The organism is Celerinatantimonas sediminis (genome assembly GCF_046054195.1).
GTDB lineage: Bacteria > Pseudomonadota > Gammaproteobacteria > Enterobacterales > Celerinatantimonadaceae > Celerinatantimonas.
On record NZ_JBEQCS010000034.1, the window covers coordinates 1 to 13,205 of the forward strand.

The 13,205-nt window shown below is 39.1% G+C and carries 12 protein-coding genes and 1 pseudogene; 3 read left to right on the top strand and 10 right to left on the bottom strand.

From position 1 onward, the window contains the following. Positions 1–76: 76 nt before the first annotated feature. A pseudogene (locus tag ABTQ23_RS20915) lies at positions 77–844 on the top strand (integron integrase); the annotation flags it as partial. Positions 845–1,059: 215 nt separating this feature from the next. Here ABTQ23_RS20915 and ABTQ23_RS20920 read toward each other — a convergent pair. Both ABTQ23_RS20920 and ABTQ23_RS20925 read right to left on the bottom strand, forming a co-directional pair. Next, positions 1,060–2,913, bottom strand: coding sequence for a toxin-antitoxin system YwqK family antitoxin (locus tag ABTQ23_RS20920; RefSeq protein WP_408617703.1), 1,854 nt, complete (start codon positions 2,911–2,913; stop codon positions 1,060–1,062). Then, positions 2,910–5,084 (bottom strand): hypothetical protein, encoded by a 2,175-nt coding sequence (locus ABTQ23_RS20925; protein ID WP_408617704.1) that lies wholly within the window; start codon positions 5,082–5,084, stop codon positions 2,910–2,912. The genes ABTQ23_RS20920 and ABTQ23_RS20925 overlap by 4 nt, the downstream gene beginning before the upstream one ends. A gap of 397 nt (positions 5,085–5,481) precedes the next feature. Between ABTQ23_RS20925 and ABTQ23_RS20930 the strand changes: the two genes are divergently transcribed. Together ABTQ23_RS20930 and ABTQ23_RS20935 are read left to right on the top strand one after the other, a co-directional pair. Continuing rightward, positions 5,482–5,811, top strand: coding sequence for a hypothetical protein (locus ABTQ23_RS20930; RefSeq protein WP_408617705.1), 330 nt, complete (start codon positions 5,482–5,484; stop codon positions 5,809–5,811). Positions 5,812–5,874: 63 nt separating this feature from the next. Further along, positions 5,875–6,132 (top strand): hypothetical protein, encoded by a 258-nt coding sequence (locus ABTQ23_RS20935; RefSeq protein ID WP_408617706.1) that lies wholly within the window; start codon positions 5,875–5,877, stop codon positions 6,130–6,132. A gap of 190 nt (positions 6,133–6,322) precedes the next feature. Here the strand turns inward: ABTQ23_RS20935 and ABTQ23_RS20940 are convergent, their stop codons facing one another. The 8 genes from ABTQ23_RS20940 to ABTQ23_RS20975 form a co-directional block, all read right to left on the bottom strand. Continuing rightward, positions 6,323–6,718, bottom strand: a complete 396-nt coding sequence (locus ABTQ23_RS20940; protein ID WP_408617707.1) for a hypothetical protein — start codon at positions 6,716–6,718, stop codon at positions 6,323–6,325. A 126-nt stretch (positions 6,719–6,844) separates the two neighbouring features. Further along, positions 6,845–7,528, bottom strand: coding sequence for a hypothetical protein (locus ABTQ23_RS20945; protein ID WP_408617708.1), 684 nt, complete (start codon positions 7,526–7,528; stop codon positions 6,845–6,847). A 269-nt stretch (positions 7,529–7,797) separates the two neighbouring features. Then, positions 7,798–8,259: a hypothetical protein gene (locus ABTQ23_RS20950; RefSeq protein WP_408617709.1), complete on the bottom strand. Its 462-nt coding sequence runs from the start codon at positions 8,257–8,259 to the stop codon at positions 7,798–7,800. A gap of 113 nt (positions 8,260–8,372) precedes the next feature. Continuing rightward, entirely contained in the window at positions 8,373–8,774 is a 402-nt protein-coding gene (locus ABTQ23_RS20955; RefSeq protein ID WP_408617710.1) for a hypothetical protein, read from the bottom strand. Positions 8,775–9,186: 412 nt separating this feature from the next. Next, entirely contained in the window at positions 9,187–9,600 is a 414-nt protein-coding gene (locus tag ABTQ23_RS20960; protein WP_408617711.1) for a hypothetical protein, read from the bottom strand. 1 nt (position 9,601) lies between these two features. After that, positions 9,602–10,759 (bottom strand): hypothetical protein, encoded by a 1,158-nt coding sequence (locus tag ABTQ23_RS20965; RefSeq protein WP_408617712.1) that lies wholly within the window; start codon positions 10,757–10,759, stop codon positions 9,602–9,604. 131 nt (positions 10,760–10,890) lie between these two features. Beyond that, positions 10,891–11,292: a hypothetical protein gene (locus ABTQ23_RS20970; protein ID WP_408617713.1), complete on the bottom strand. Its 402-nt coding sequence runs from the start codon at positions 11,290–11,292 to the stop codon at positions 10,891–10,893. A 385-nt stretch (positions 11,293–11,677) separates the two neighbouring features. Next, positions 11,678–12,475, bottom strand: coding sequence for a hypothetical protein (locus ABTQ23_RS20975; RefSeq protein ID WP_408617714.1), 798 nt, complete (start codon positions 12,473–12,475; stop codon positions 11,678–11,680). Between the last annotated feature and the right edge of the window lie 730 nt (positions 12,476–13,205).

A 13,205-nucleotide genomic window follows, 5' to 3' on the forward strand; every position in this document is an offset into this window, starting at 1 on the left:
GTTTCATGGTTCTCTCCTACATCTATGAGTGTAGAAAACTCCATTTAAATTTGTCTCAGTTTAGGGGAAGTGGACAGTGGCTATCAACACACAAAAAATAGCACTTAACGCATTAGCCTATTTATATCAAAAGCATTTGCACCATGAGCTTGGTGATTTAGGATTTTGCTATGCGACTAAGCAGAGACATTTACCGACGGTTTTATCCCAATTGGAGATCTCATCGATATTAAATGAACTTCATGGCCGAGACAGGCTAATCATTGAGCTACTCTATGGTAGTGGACTGAGAGTTTCAGAATGTCTCCGATTACGTGTCCAAGACATTGATATTGTGAGAACATCGCTTACCGTTAGAGACGGTAAAGGACATAAAGATAGGCAAACCATCCTCAGCCATCAATGCGCAGAAAAGCTTACTAAATATATTGAAAAGGCTATTAAAATTCAACAGGATGACAACCAAAAGGGGATAGGCCCATCTCTGCCAAATGCATTAGAACGTAAGTACCCCAATGCGTTTAGGCAACACGGATGGATGTTTATTTTCCCTTCGTCGTCAACCTGCATTAATCCTTATACGGGAACACTTTGCAGGCACCATTTGCATCAAAGTGTTATTCGTAAAGCGCTCGGTAATGCCGTTCGTAATATTCAAATAAATAAACGCGTCACCTGCCACACGTTTAGGCACAGCTTCGCAACCCATTTGCTTCAAGCAGGTCGTGATATAAGAAGTGTTCAAGAGTTACTAGGCCACAATGACGTTAGTACAACACAAATCTATACACATGTACTTGGCCAACATTTTGCGGGGACAACCAGTCCGTTAGATAAGTTATAAAGTAAGAATAATTATGGCACTCTCTAGCATTACTAAAATTAGCTCAACTGACAGGGTGTAGAGCTAATTGTCAGCAGCGTCAATAACACACAATGGGGCAAAAATGAGTCAGACATAATCATCATAAAACGTCAGAAATGATCAAACTATATTAGCTTTGATCAAACTTTATTATCCGACTACACGAACAGCTTGTTTTATCAACTCAATGTTGCTTAAGAGTTATCTTTTCGGCCTGCTTGATAATGCTCTACTTTTTGAGGCGAACCATCGGGTTTGTAATAAAGCGTGTCACCATCAAGCTTACCATCGCGATAGCGCATCAACAGAGACACCATTCCTTGAGCGTTAAATTGATAATTATCGCCTTGTTGCTGGCCTTGCATATCGTAGTTCAGCAGGTAAACAAGATAACCGTCTTTATCAAATGAGTGCCATTTGCCAATCCGTTTGCCATTTTTATACGAACCTTTGCAGACACTGACGCCGCGATAACAATCTTCTATATCTATCCAGGGACCTGTTTTCTTGTCGTTCTCATAGCGCCCTTTAGCTATTACGACTTTATTAACATCCCTGACTCGATACTCACCTTGTTTTTCACCATGAATGTAATTGAGCGTTTTTACATCACCGGATTTAAGTGTTGTGGTTTGTAAACCATGGAGCTTGCCATGCTCATCGTAATTTTCTTGCGACGGCGTAATGATGTTGTCAATCCACGGACCTACGCGATGCCCCTGATGATAACGACCTTTGGCGGCAAGGGTTCCATCGCGGTTATACATTAAAAATTCACCTTCGCGGTTGCCATCAACCCACTGACTGATATTCACAACTTTATGAGTTGCCACAACTGTCCAGCGTTCCTTTTTCCAACGATTAATCTTCACTGATTGCCAGAGTTCTTTAATCTGATTTTTATAGTAGGTCGTTGTTTTATAGGCAGGCCCATATTGGGAGTTCACCGGCACTTCAACCGTGAACAACTCACCGTTATCTCGCCAGCGTTTTTCACGAAGCACTTTTTCATCTTTGCTGGCATATTTGATCTCGTGAGTAATTTGGCCATTATTTGCATAAAAGCTCTCTAGCCCCACTTTTTTATCATGATGCCAGTTAATTTTGTGCTTCAGTACGCCATCGTTATAAAATTGTTTTTCAACGCCCTCTTTCTTACCATTCACAAAGTGAGACTCAAGGACTAAGACTTGCTTATGCCAATTTTGCACTAGCCCATTGAGCCGGTTATTACGATACGTTTTTAAAACCGTTAGGTGGCCTTTTTCATCATAAAGACGATATTCGCCCTCAAGCCGGTCTCGATGGTAGTGAGCCTCAGACTTTTTAGTTCCATCGTCATAATAACTAACAGCTAAGCCTTCATTAAGTCCATTTTTGCTATGAGACAACTCCACAACCCGGCCTTGCTCATTAAACCGATAACTTGGACCATCAATTTTGCTATTTTGAACCCAACGGGCAGATTTAAGATAACTGCGGTTATTTTCTTTATCGATACAACCGGCTTCAGGCACCTTATCTTTATTCATTAGAACCTGATAGCTCAGCGATGTCTTACAGTTTGGATCTGCGGTTTTATTTTTCAAACTATCGTATGAGAGCTGCCATCCCATTTTTTTATTGTTTGAATAATTATAAACCTCACTCCAGCCATAGCGTTCCCAGTGCTCATAGGTCCCTTGAGCACATGGATCTTTCGCTTTTGGACTTTTGTGACAAGTAATTCGCTCATTTAACGATCCATCTTTGCGCCATTGCCAATAGCGAGTTGCAATGTACGAGTCGTTATAGTCTGGAGCGGTTGCATCAAACTTTTCATACAGTTGAGAAGTACCCGCAAAATAAACTTTAAATGACCAATTGCCATCACTCTGTTTGATGGGAGAATCATACTGATACGCTGCATCCGCGGCTTTCACGGCTTGGTTGCTTTGATTGATATAATAAGTTTTAGAATGAGCGAAAGGTGCGCTAGAGAGCAACGCTACAAATAGCACTGATTGACCCAACCTTTGGCGAACAGCTAATAATGAGTTATGCATCATTTGGGTAATCCTGGCAAAGTGTTGGTCCAACTGCGGGTGATAGATTGATTTATCTCAGTGGCATGTTGCATCGAGGCTACATCGCCTGAAAGCTTAAGATAATGCTGCTTAAGCAATGCCTCACCAAGTGTTTTAGCATCACCCTCTTCGTACCCTACTTTCAGGTTATAGATTGACAATAACTGACCCGCTTTGTCATAAAACCGGTAATGGTTAGCAAACTTTTCAAACGACTGATTTAAATCGACTTTACCAAACTGGCGGATGTCGATAAGCCAAGGATGCGAGGCTGTTTTAACCGGTTGTGTTTGCCAGTGCAAAGTGGTTGGGCAGTTAAGCGTTGTGTTAACTTGCCGAGCATAAAAATAGCTATGGCGTTTATGTTCAGTGGCCAATAGCCAACGCTGCGAGGTTCCCTCAGTGCTATCGAGCTGCCAACTCAACACATGGCCGTAAAGCTGCGGTGTTTTAACGCTCAACTGGCAACGCTGAATATCTGAAGCATCCCAATAAAAAGCCAGCTGATTTCGATTCTCAATCTTGGGGCCCGATGTAAGTGACGATTTTGCAGCAGGGATTTGCCAGTTATCATCATGCGGAGAGATGTCCATATTAAGCGCTAAATCACGAGGCTGGCGAAACTCCAACTCTTTTTCAAACGCGGCATCTTTGGCGCGTGTTACTTGTTGCAGAGTAAGCTTTTGAGGCAACGCTTTACCTTGTGGCCATTGGATCTCATAAGTGGCGCGCAACTCACCGCGATTAAGCCGAGCACTACCGTAATGAGTCAGCTGAGCAATATCATCAAATTGATGGTTAATCGCTAATGCTCGAACTTTAGCGCCTTCAAGCTGCGGAATATTTGCAAAATTGAACCAACTATTTACTGAGCGATATAAAAACAGATTAAAACGCCCTTCGTGGCCTTTCACTGGAACCAATTGGGCAGTTAAATCGCCACTATTAAGTTGTGTTTTTTGCGCGGGATTAACCTTAAGGGAAAGCGCTTTATAACTTACTGGATAAAACTTTGCGCTCGCTTTATACCAACGCACTAGGCCACTATAGCGTCGGTTTGATTCTTTCCAGCCATGAGAAAAACCTGTCACACCCAATTGATTGCCATGACCCGTCATTTGATAGGTATATTTTAACTGTTGCTGAACAGTTTGATTCATTGGCTCAAAATCACTCAGCGCTATCTGCTGTGCCCATTGTCCTTTAAGCGGATAACTCAGCTTATGCTCAGTATCTGAGTTTATAAACAATCCATAATTAGAGGCAAAAAGCTCATCACTCGTTTTAGGTTGAGCTTGAGGCGATTTTGCATGATAAGTATGGGCAATCGGAGGCTGTGCCACATCAATAGGCGAGAATGGCCCAAAGGCGTTGCTTTGATAAAGCTGCTCATCAAACCCCACCGCAGGCTGATTACCTTTTTTGATTAATGTTCCCAATCGCGCCGAAGAAACCAACCATCCAGATTTGCGCTCAACAACCATCGTCATCGCTATCCAGCTTGGTAAATCAGAATCGTCCAACTGCTCTTTTGGCACCGTTGCTTTGATTAAAATGGTCGCATAATGCGCTGTTAAACGTGTAAGAGTTGCTTTGGCATGAATGTTTCTAACGCTTATATCTACACTTGCCCCCACTTTTGCGGGAATTGAAGCTAAAATACCAGGGACTTGAAATAAATCTTTTTGCTGGCTGCCCATGAGCGAGGAGTCGTCAAGGAACGATTTTATATCATCATCTTCGCTTGAGATTGCAACAATTTTGCTCGCTTTTGACTCAACACTCATGGTGATCCCAGCATCCATGAGCTTGCCAAACATGGCACGTTTAGGCTCAACATAGGTACTAGAAACCGACGGCATAACCGATGAACCAGTATCCAAGTGTAAATAACTCAACTTAGCTTGAAGTTTCATGGGATCAGCACGATTAAGCACTTTATAGCTTAAAATGTGATCAAACGTTATGCTCTGACCCGAAACGCTAAAAATGGCTGAACCAACATACTGACGCGATGAGTCAGTTTTTCCCTGAAACTTAATAACAGACGCATCAGTCTTTTCATCTTGTGGCGAACAGCCGCTGATAAGCAGACCCACACATACGCAACTAGCTACAATCCCTATGCGAGAAGGCGTAGATGAGAACAACACTGTATAAACTCCGACAACAAATAACAACGGCCACTATAGATAAGTGACATAACTATAATTTGCGCACAAGCCTAACAAATTTAGGACCGTATTTATATAACGATAAATGAGTCAATGGGTGGGGAAAGTAGATAGTAAAGCATTGCTACCATTGAGCGTATTTAGCCTAAATTGCGCTAAATAACCTGCAATATTTAAGGCTAATGATTGATATCCAATATCATGAGCTAAATGAACTGGCTACACATATATACTTATGTGCCTGCGCCAAATTTGCTGCTAAATTGTTTCTACACAATAGATTTAGATTATCAAATAATAGCTGTTTATTTTTTTGCAAAACGTAAAGCCTATCAAGAGTGTTAGGCTAGATCATTACGTTTTAGTGGAGCCTTAAGTGATCGATATTGAGCAACCAGAATCAGACAAAATTATTCATGGATGTCGCATAATTGATGAGTTATTAAAGACATTTGAACAGATAACCTCGCTTGATTCTCAAGCACTGCAACGTCTACATCAAACAAATAAGCAAAAATTAGGGATGTTAAGCCTGTATGCCGATGCTGTTCTGACTGAACATAAAAAAGCACAAGCTAATCGAAATATTATGCTGCTTTATAAACCATTAACGGGTCAGGTCACTGTAACCAAAGAAGATTTTCCAAAAATTCAAGAATTACTTGAGCAGCTAAGTCATGAATGCTTTTGTTGTTGGTGTATTTAGTCTCCTAGATAAAGCTAATAAATAATCACCTTGATTGATAAAATTTTATAGGGAGTTCATGCCATGACAACTATTTTGCCACTTGGTTGGATGGAGCTTTCAGACCAAGACGATGAAGTAATAAATTGCTATCAAAAGACCTATCCTGATGGATTAGATGTTTTACTAACAATCGAACACAAAGATAGCGGCTATGAATTATGGTCTTCAGCAGAAACGCGCTGTTCTGGCCCTGTCAAAAATAAGGATTCAGTTCATCAAAGTGTCGAATCAGCACGAAAAGCCGCATTAGCTGAAATGATCCAATGGGATAACGAGTAAGCCGTTCAAATCAATGCAAAGTATTTCAAGATAAATATATTTTCACCAGCTTTATAAATACAAAAAGCCAGCTCATTTGAGCTAGCTTTTCAGCAGAAGATAACGCTTGCGCTAACCGGCGCCTAAGCGCCAGCGGAGGGAACCAAAAGCAGCATGCTTTTAGCGTCTGGTTGACGGCTTTGGTAGTCGTTCAGGTAATTTCCACATCCTTGATTCTTGGCTCTTGATCAAAAAGCTCTTTAAAAAATTGAAGGCAACTATCAGAGGCCGTCATCTTATTTTGACCAAGTAACTTCTCTTTCAGGCTACGGTATTTATTGACCTGAAAGATCCACTCAATTTCTGATGTTGGGTCATCGTTTTGCTCATAAAACGCACATGCTCCGATCAGGTAGCTTTTATCTTCATATTCAAGCTCACTAGACCAGCCCCAATCCTCGGCATCCGGCTCCGTAATATCTATCTTGCCTTCGAGCTTTATCCTCAACCATTCCAAAAGGGAAAGCCCATAAATTGGGTTGATGGGATTCTCCTCTTCCTTCGATACATCAAACATCGACGTTTTGAATTCAATTACCTGCTTCATATTTTCCCTTGGCCACTAATGCGTAGAACAGTTGCAAAAATACATAGCGCTATATTTTGGATAGCAAAATTTGTGACATGTTAAAAGCTTTACTCATACCCAGAATACAAGGAAAACTGAGCATTTTTACAGCAAACCATGCACTTGAGTTTTTCCCAATTCATTCAATGAAGTGTCTTCAATGGCTGTTGACTTTGAAAGCAATTCTTTAAATATTTTTTGTTCATGCTCATCTAAGTAATAACGAGTAATAAATGTTCTATAAAATGAGCAATTAGGTAAATCAGCTGAATAATGTATACACCATTTATCATTTTCAATTGATAAAATGACTTCTAGAAAACTTTCACATTCAACACCGCTAATATAATAGTAATTGTCAAAATGATAATGGCAAACATGATGAGCATCTTGCCATTTCAATCTATGGATTGGTCCAACATATGGCAAAGGAGAAGATAGTACTTCTTCTTGTCTACTAAAAAATTCAACTAAGGGAATTTTCTCATTCAAGTGGAAATCAAAAGTCATTTTATCAGTGCTTACATTGCATATATCACCGTTGAGTACATAAGAACGTCGTATTTCTGATGGTCTTAAATCATCCCACATATTTTGCTCTGAATGTGGCGGCTTCCACAAAATTAAAACTGAGCCAACTCCAACATAATCTTCTTCTTGAGATAATTTAATCTTATAACTCTGACCAATTTTAGGTAGGATTTCATCCAATTCGATAATTGACTTATTACTCGACTCCCAGCAAAGGTTTGCCCAGTGCATTGACTGCACCAATAACTGTGATTTCATTCAATATCTCAATCTGATTTTCTTTGCTTTTATATGCTATCAATTATCACTATATCTAACGGCTTTTTAATGCCACGTTAAGGCTGTGCGGCAACGCACCACCAAAGCGGATATAACTGCCTTAATCTCTTAAACACTTGTATGGATAATAATCGCCGATTTGGGGTAATTGTTATGTTCAAGACGCATACAGCTGATGGCTATTCATACTCTCTTGGACATAACGCCACAAACAGCGCAGAGCGAAGCGAATCGACGGTTTTGCCTTGTTAAGCATAATTTTCCGCGATCATAATTGCCAATGATTGACTCCCAGGTTCTTCGCCCCACTCTTTGAGAAGAAAATCATTGCACGAATCCCAATCAGTTTGAACAAGAGAAGCTGAATACTCTTGATCTTGATAAGTCGCCACACCGTTAAATTTTGCGATTATTTGATTAATAAGGTTTAAAGCTTTTGGTTGATCGTTGCTAGGCCGAACAGCAAAAGGAAAAACTAACGAAATGCCATTAAAGTTTTCTTGGGCATCGACCTCTTTGCCATTGTAAAATAACGTAACGTGAAGCAATGACTCTGATTGCCAGTTCTCGTAGCTGACTGCAGGAAAATCATAAACATCATAATGCAGCTGAGCCCCTAGCTCGCGAAACAATCGGTTGGCCTTTCCGGCTTCGATGGTTTCACATAGGGAAATTATGATTTCTTTTTCTTCATGAAGTTCTCCCCACATTGGGTTCACTCTCCTTGATGTTTAACACTGAAAACAGTTGCACTATATTTTGCGAAGCAAAATTCATAACGTTATTTTGTCAATTGAAGCGACTTATTAGGATGAATTTCCAACTAACCCATCATTTTTATTTGCTGATATAACCAAGCATTATCTTTTTCTTGTTGTTCAGAATTAATATAACCTTTAGCCACCATATAATCTTGTAATTTTAGCCACAAACTTTTCATATCCATACCGATAAGGTTTAAAACACCTCTATACGTATGATATGAACCGCTAGAAATATCACGAGCAATTACATTTGTTATTATAATAAACGCTAAATATTCTGGATTAATGTGTTCAATACGAATTGAGTAAACCGTTTTTTCTGCATTATTTACTAATTTTTTTGCTTCTTTTACAATCACATTAGAACTATTATTGGGAAATTTATTTAATAATTCATCAATAGCCTCTCGAGTGACTTTAACCTCGTAAGGTGGAAATATTTTCCATATCAAATTTTTCATCGTGACCTTCTTCATACTAACAGTGTCTTTTCACCAGATATTGTCTTTATAATATTCCAGAAAATACATCCGCCATAGCAGCAACGTGCTGGTCTACAGGTCTTATTCTTCATTCCACTCATAAATTGCAGAACATTCCTTTATAATCATAAGTGCTCAACTAGGCTCATAATCAGTTATTAGTATATGTAGGTCAAGAACTGACATGAGAAAGTGGTTAGGAATCTTGAAATAAACAGTTTTTGGGCAGCTTTTGTTTAGTTACGTTACATAGTCCGTTGACGGATAAAAACCTGCTACGTCGTCGGGGCTATCAGATGAATTTCGGATAAAAATTTCTATGAACTCATGTTCAACTTACCTGAATTTTGTATAGCGTAAACGCAGCAAAATATCTGTATGAATTCGTTTGTTAGTCCATTTTTGCTTTAGGTGCATAAATTGGTACAATAAATGTGAATAAAGGTAATATTAAAGCACCATAAACAGGTTGCCACCAAGACAGAGATAAAAAAGGTTGCCCAAATGAAACCGCCCAAATAATAAAAGAGATACTGGATATTAATAACTGTGACGGCATTTTTATCGAGAGAACTTTTCTCATGTATTCGAAATTTGCAATTAAAATAACAAAAAAAATAATCCAATGTATCGGTTGTCCTTGCATTCCTGAACTTGCAAGCACGCTATTAATTGTCTGATATAAAACGACCGACTCGGCAGGTATATATTTAACTAAGCGATCATTATATCTATCTGATGCGGCGTCTCGAGGGGCACTACCTTTCGCTTGGTATCTGGGTGATGGGATGATAGATCGAGTCATTTTAGAGAGCCCCTTTCAAGCTTTTATTTATATTCCTGAGATAACAAGTGATCCACGCTAGGAAATTGACTGAATTAGTAAAAGTTTTTTCTTCGATAGGTGAATATTCGTTCATAATTCTCGTTGTTCCGACGGCTCCTGGAATTGTCATGCTAAAATTAAGCATGCTAAAGTCAATGATGAAAGGATTTTGATTATGTTTCGTTTCAACGCCAACTCCCCCATCAGCCAGAGATAGTTTTTCGGAAGAGAATAAATCAGATAGATTTAGTTTACGCGATTCATCAGACAAGTATGCCCTAGTGAATAATCCTGAGCTGTTTTGTTCATATGATTGTTGAAAAGGCATAGATGAGGCCCAAAGCTTTCCTGGAATAACGTTTTTGGGGTTGTCAAGGAAAAAACCAAATATGTTTGAAGTAAATAGACCTGAATAGCAACAGTCTAAAAAAACATCTAATCTACATTTTCCATGGTTATTGAGTATAACATCACTTTCTGCATCTTTAGGAACTGCATCAGAAACTAAGTCGTAGAACTCTTTTGCTGTCAATACTCCATCTTTTAATAGAAGCCCTGACATATTCGATTTCTTTCGGTCCTCTGGGTCTAAACCATGGCCAGAGAATATGAAGTTTAGCTGCCCCCCCATCCATTCAGGATCGTATTTATTTTTATCAATAAAAGCTGAAAACTTATTAATAGCGCTTACTAATGTAGCCTTTGTCGGTTCTTTCAGTATTACTGTTTCCGCAAAAGAGCCTGGCGCACATCTAACTCCTTTTGGAAAAATAATTTCGGGGGATATTACTGGATAAGCATTTATTAGTTCATGTAACTTGATAGCATCTGAAAGAGCTGAATCAAGTTGAGCATATTTTTTCGAAATATGATCTTTTTTTGTTTTGCTTTTGTTTAATAGTGGACCGCTACACCCAACAACGATGTTGAACCAAAAGTTTTTATCTCCTTCACTCATTATTAGGGATTGCCTATAAGGCTTATGCGATAAAGACTTTGTCTTATAGCTAGCCGAAAGACCCTTAGGTATATCGACATTTTTGTCAATTTCTAATCTATAGCTATTTTTCCATATAGAAATTCGTTTATTTGACCTTATTACTTCAAGTAATTCTTCTCTTGTAGACTGTATAGCCATTGTTATTAAACCTTAACATATTACCTTTAAAAGCATCAACGCTGAGATAAGTGGCAGCCAATGTCTAGATGATACCAAGCTCCAACTGAAACCAAAGATGTCACGCGTTGGCAGTCCGCTTGAGCGAATTGTTATGTGCGGCCAAACCTGTCTTCTTTGTTAAATGCTGGTATAGCCATTTGTCTGTATGCTTTCTTAACGTCTTCTAACTTAATTCCAAATTGAATAACTTGTTCATTGCTCCATTCTTCAGGGTTAAGCCAATATTCAGCTTTATTCTCGCAGATACTGGCTAACTCTTGATCTATATGTCTGAGGGGAATAGCTGCAGCTGACCAATACCGAACGAGTTGTGCCTCGACCTCAAAGTTGCGTTCCTTACTACGGGCAAGGTCACGATAATAAATAGCGGTTTCGTTTAGTGCCGTAGAAATTGCTCTGAGTGCATCATCTTTAAGTTCACGTTTATTTTTCTCCAGAGTCGCTATAGGACCTAAAAGACCAATAAGTTTTTCAATCACAAATTCCAGCACCTAATTTCCCCCAATTTATCTTTAACATTGATTAGCACATAACGCCCAGTTAAGGGGTGAAGCACGCAATACCGATGTTCTTGCATGGAACTTCAACACTAAAACCAACGCATACCAAAACTGCCACGAGTTCAAGGTAAGTAAATCATTTAAGGTGGACGTGCTTAAGTCCGAACCGTTTATATACGATGATGTCTGCTATGCAGTCTATCCCTGTTTTTAAATCCACATCAACGATTACTTGATGCAGGTAAACCAAAGAAAGTGGCGATAATTACCTGAGCTAGACAAATAGTTGCGATCCTTAATTCTATGCTCAGAGATAACACAACATGGAACGAAATTAATTAAAAATTAATGAGTTACACCATACTCATTTGTTATATTAATTCTCTTCCCAGAAGTCATCCCCATCTTCAGGACCATCTCGCAAGCCTACAATGCCTAGATAGACCAAGATTGGGACCGTTTTTCTATTAGCACCACCTTGTATATCATAAGCAGTCCAAGCTAAGCTCAAACCCCATACGATCGGTCCTAACCATTGAGCCCACCATGGAAACTTTGTTGCTAAAGCCTCGATCAATTTTTTCGCTGCTTCTCGCCCTATAAATGCAGTCAAGGCTGTAATAGCTATACCTTGAATCAAAGTTGCTGTGACTTCGGGACCAACAATAGATAATAGTAATGGCAGAAATCGAGTTTTATTTTCTTTGAACTTTCTAAAAAACTCGTCCCTTGCAGCCCTATTAATACCTGCTTTTTCTAATAGCTCTCTTTGGTCTTCCTCTTTCAATGAGAGGAAAGTTTTTTCGACTACTGCCTTAGTTAATCGTTCTAATTGAGACTCTGCATTACCTATGAATTTTTGCTTAACTTTTAGAACGTTACTAACATCATCTATGATCTCATAAATTGAAGCACCAGCGACTTCTTCACTTTTGAAGTATTTCCTGAAAGCAAATGCCACATCCGAACTACCTGCGTAGCGAATTTCTTTCTCTAGAAATTTACATAACGCTAATTTTGAGTTCCTATTGCTAGGTTCGCTTTCAAAGCGTTTAATATATCGACTTAACTCTATATCAGATGAAAAATTGATGTAGCTATCGGTCTGTTCTGCTAAAAAATAAAAATCTTCCAATTCACATTTCATCAAAAGATTTGTTAACTCATACGCCATAATTTCCCCGAATTAATATAACGTCCCAATCAATTACGCCGTACGTTGCAACCAAAGCGTTTGAAATACTTTAAACTGAAAGCTCGGAGCTTAACGGCGTAAATTGAATAGGCTTGTTAGCAATATTTTGTGTTTTACTACTTTTTTCTCTGTATTGACCTTGAGTAAAGGTTTAAAGGTTTAAAGGTTAACGATTGATTCACAAGTCCCCATTACCCATGTACCCGAAATTACAGCTCAACCTTCTATTGTTCTTCCAGTTAGTTGAACGCTTGATACCGGAAGTTAACCGATATTCTTGATTGTCTTCGATTCACTACCCAAAGAGTATATTTCAAAATGAAGTAACCTAATATCTCGCAAACCAGCGACATGTGCTAATCAATACTCAAACTGCAGGCGCTATATCCGCACTGTACAAGGGCTACTGGGACATAACAATGCCAAAACAACGCAAATTATAAGCACATATTAGGCCAGCATTAAGCTGGTGCCATCAGCCCTGTCGATGAGCTTTAATCACCACGCTACCGCCCCAAGAATAGCCGCAGCTTCCCTGTCCTTGGGCTTAAAATGTTAAGCACTTCCTCAAGCTTGAGCACTTTATCATGACGTTAATGAGTCTTTTAATTCTATGAGGATTTTGCTTAGATACTAGAGCGTGTTGATCTTTGCGGTATAAAAAGCAAGCAGCAAATGGGGCTGTTATAATGGTTTCGCCAAAAATCAC

Coding starts and splice junctions, on each gene's coding strand:
- ABTQ23_RS20960 (WP_408617711.1), bottom strand. CDS start 9,600: ATGACTCGATCTATCATCCCATCACCCAGATACCAAGCGAAAGGTAGT.
- ABTQ23_RS20935 (WP_408617706.1), top strand. CDS start 5,875: ATGACAACTATTTTGCCACTTGGTTGGATGGAGCTTTCAGACCAAGAC.
- ABTQ23_RS20950 (WP_408617709.1), bottom strand. CDS start 8,259: ATGTGGGGAGAACTTCATGAAGAAAAAGAAATCATAATTTCCCTATGT.
- ABTQ23_RS20965 (WP_408617712.1), bottom strand. CDS start 10,759: ATGGCTATACAGTCTACAAGAGAAGAATTACTTGAAGTAATAAGGTCA.
- ABTQ23_RS20940 (WP_408617707.1), bottom strand. CDS start 6,718: ATGAAGCAGGTAATTGAATTCAAAACGTCGATGTTTGATGTATCGAAG.
- ABTQ23_RS20955 (WP_408617710.1), bottom strand. CDS start 8,774: ATGAAAAATTTGATATGGAAAATATTTCCACCTTACGAGGTTAAAGTC.
- ABTQ23_RS20920 (WP_408617703.1), bottom strand. CDS start 2,913: ATGATGCATAACTCATTATTAGCTGTTCGCCAAAGGTTGGGTCAATCA.
- ABTQ23_RS20945 (WP_408617708.1), bottom strand. CDS start 7,528: ATGAAATCACAGTTATTGGTGCAGTCAATGCACTGGGCAAACCTTTGC.
- ABTQ23_RS20975 (WP_408617714.1), bottom strand. CDS start 12,475: ATGGCGTATGAGTTAACAAATCTTTTGATGAAATGTGAATTGGAAGAT.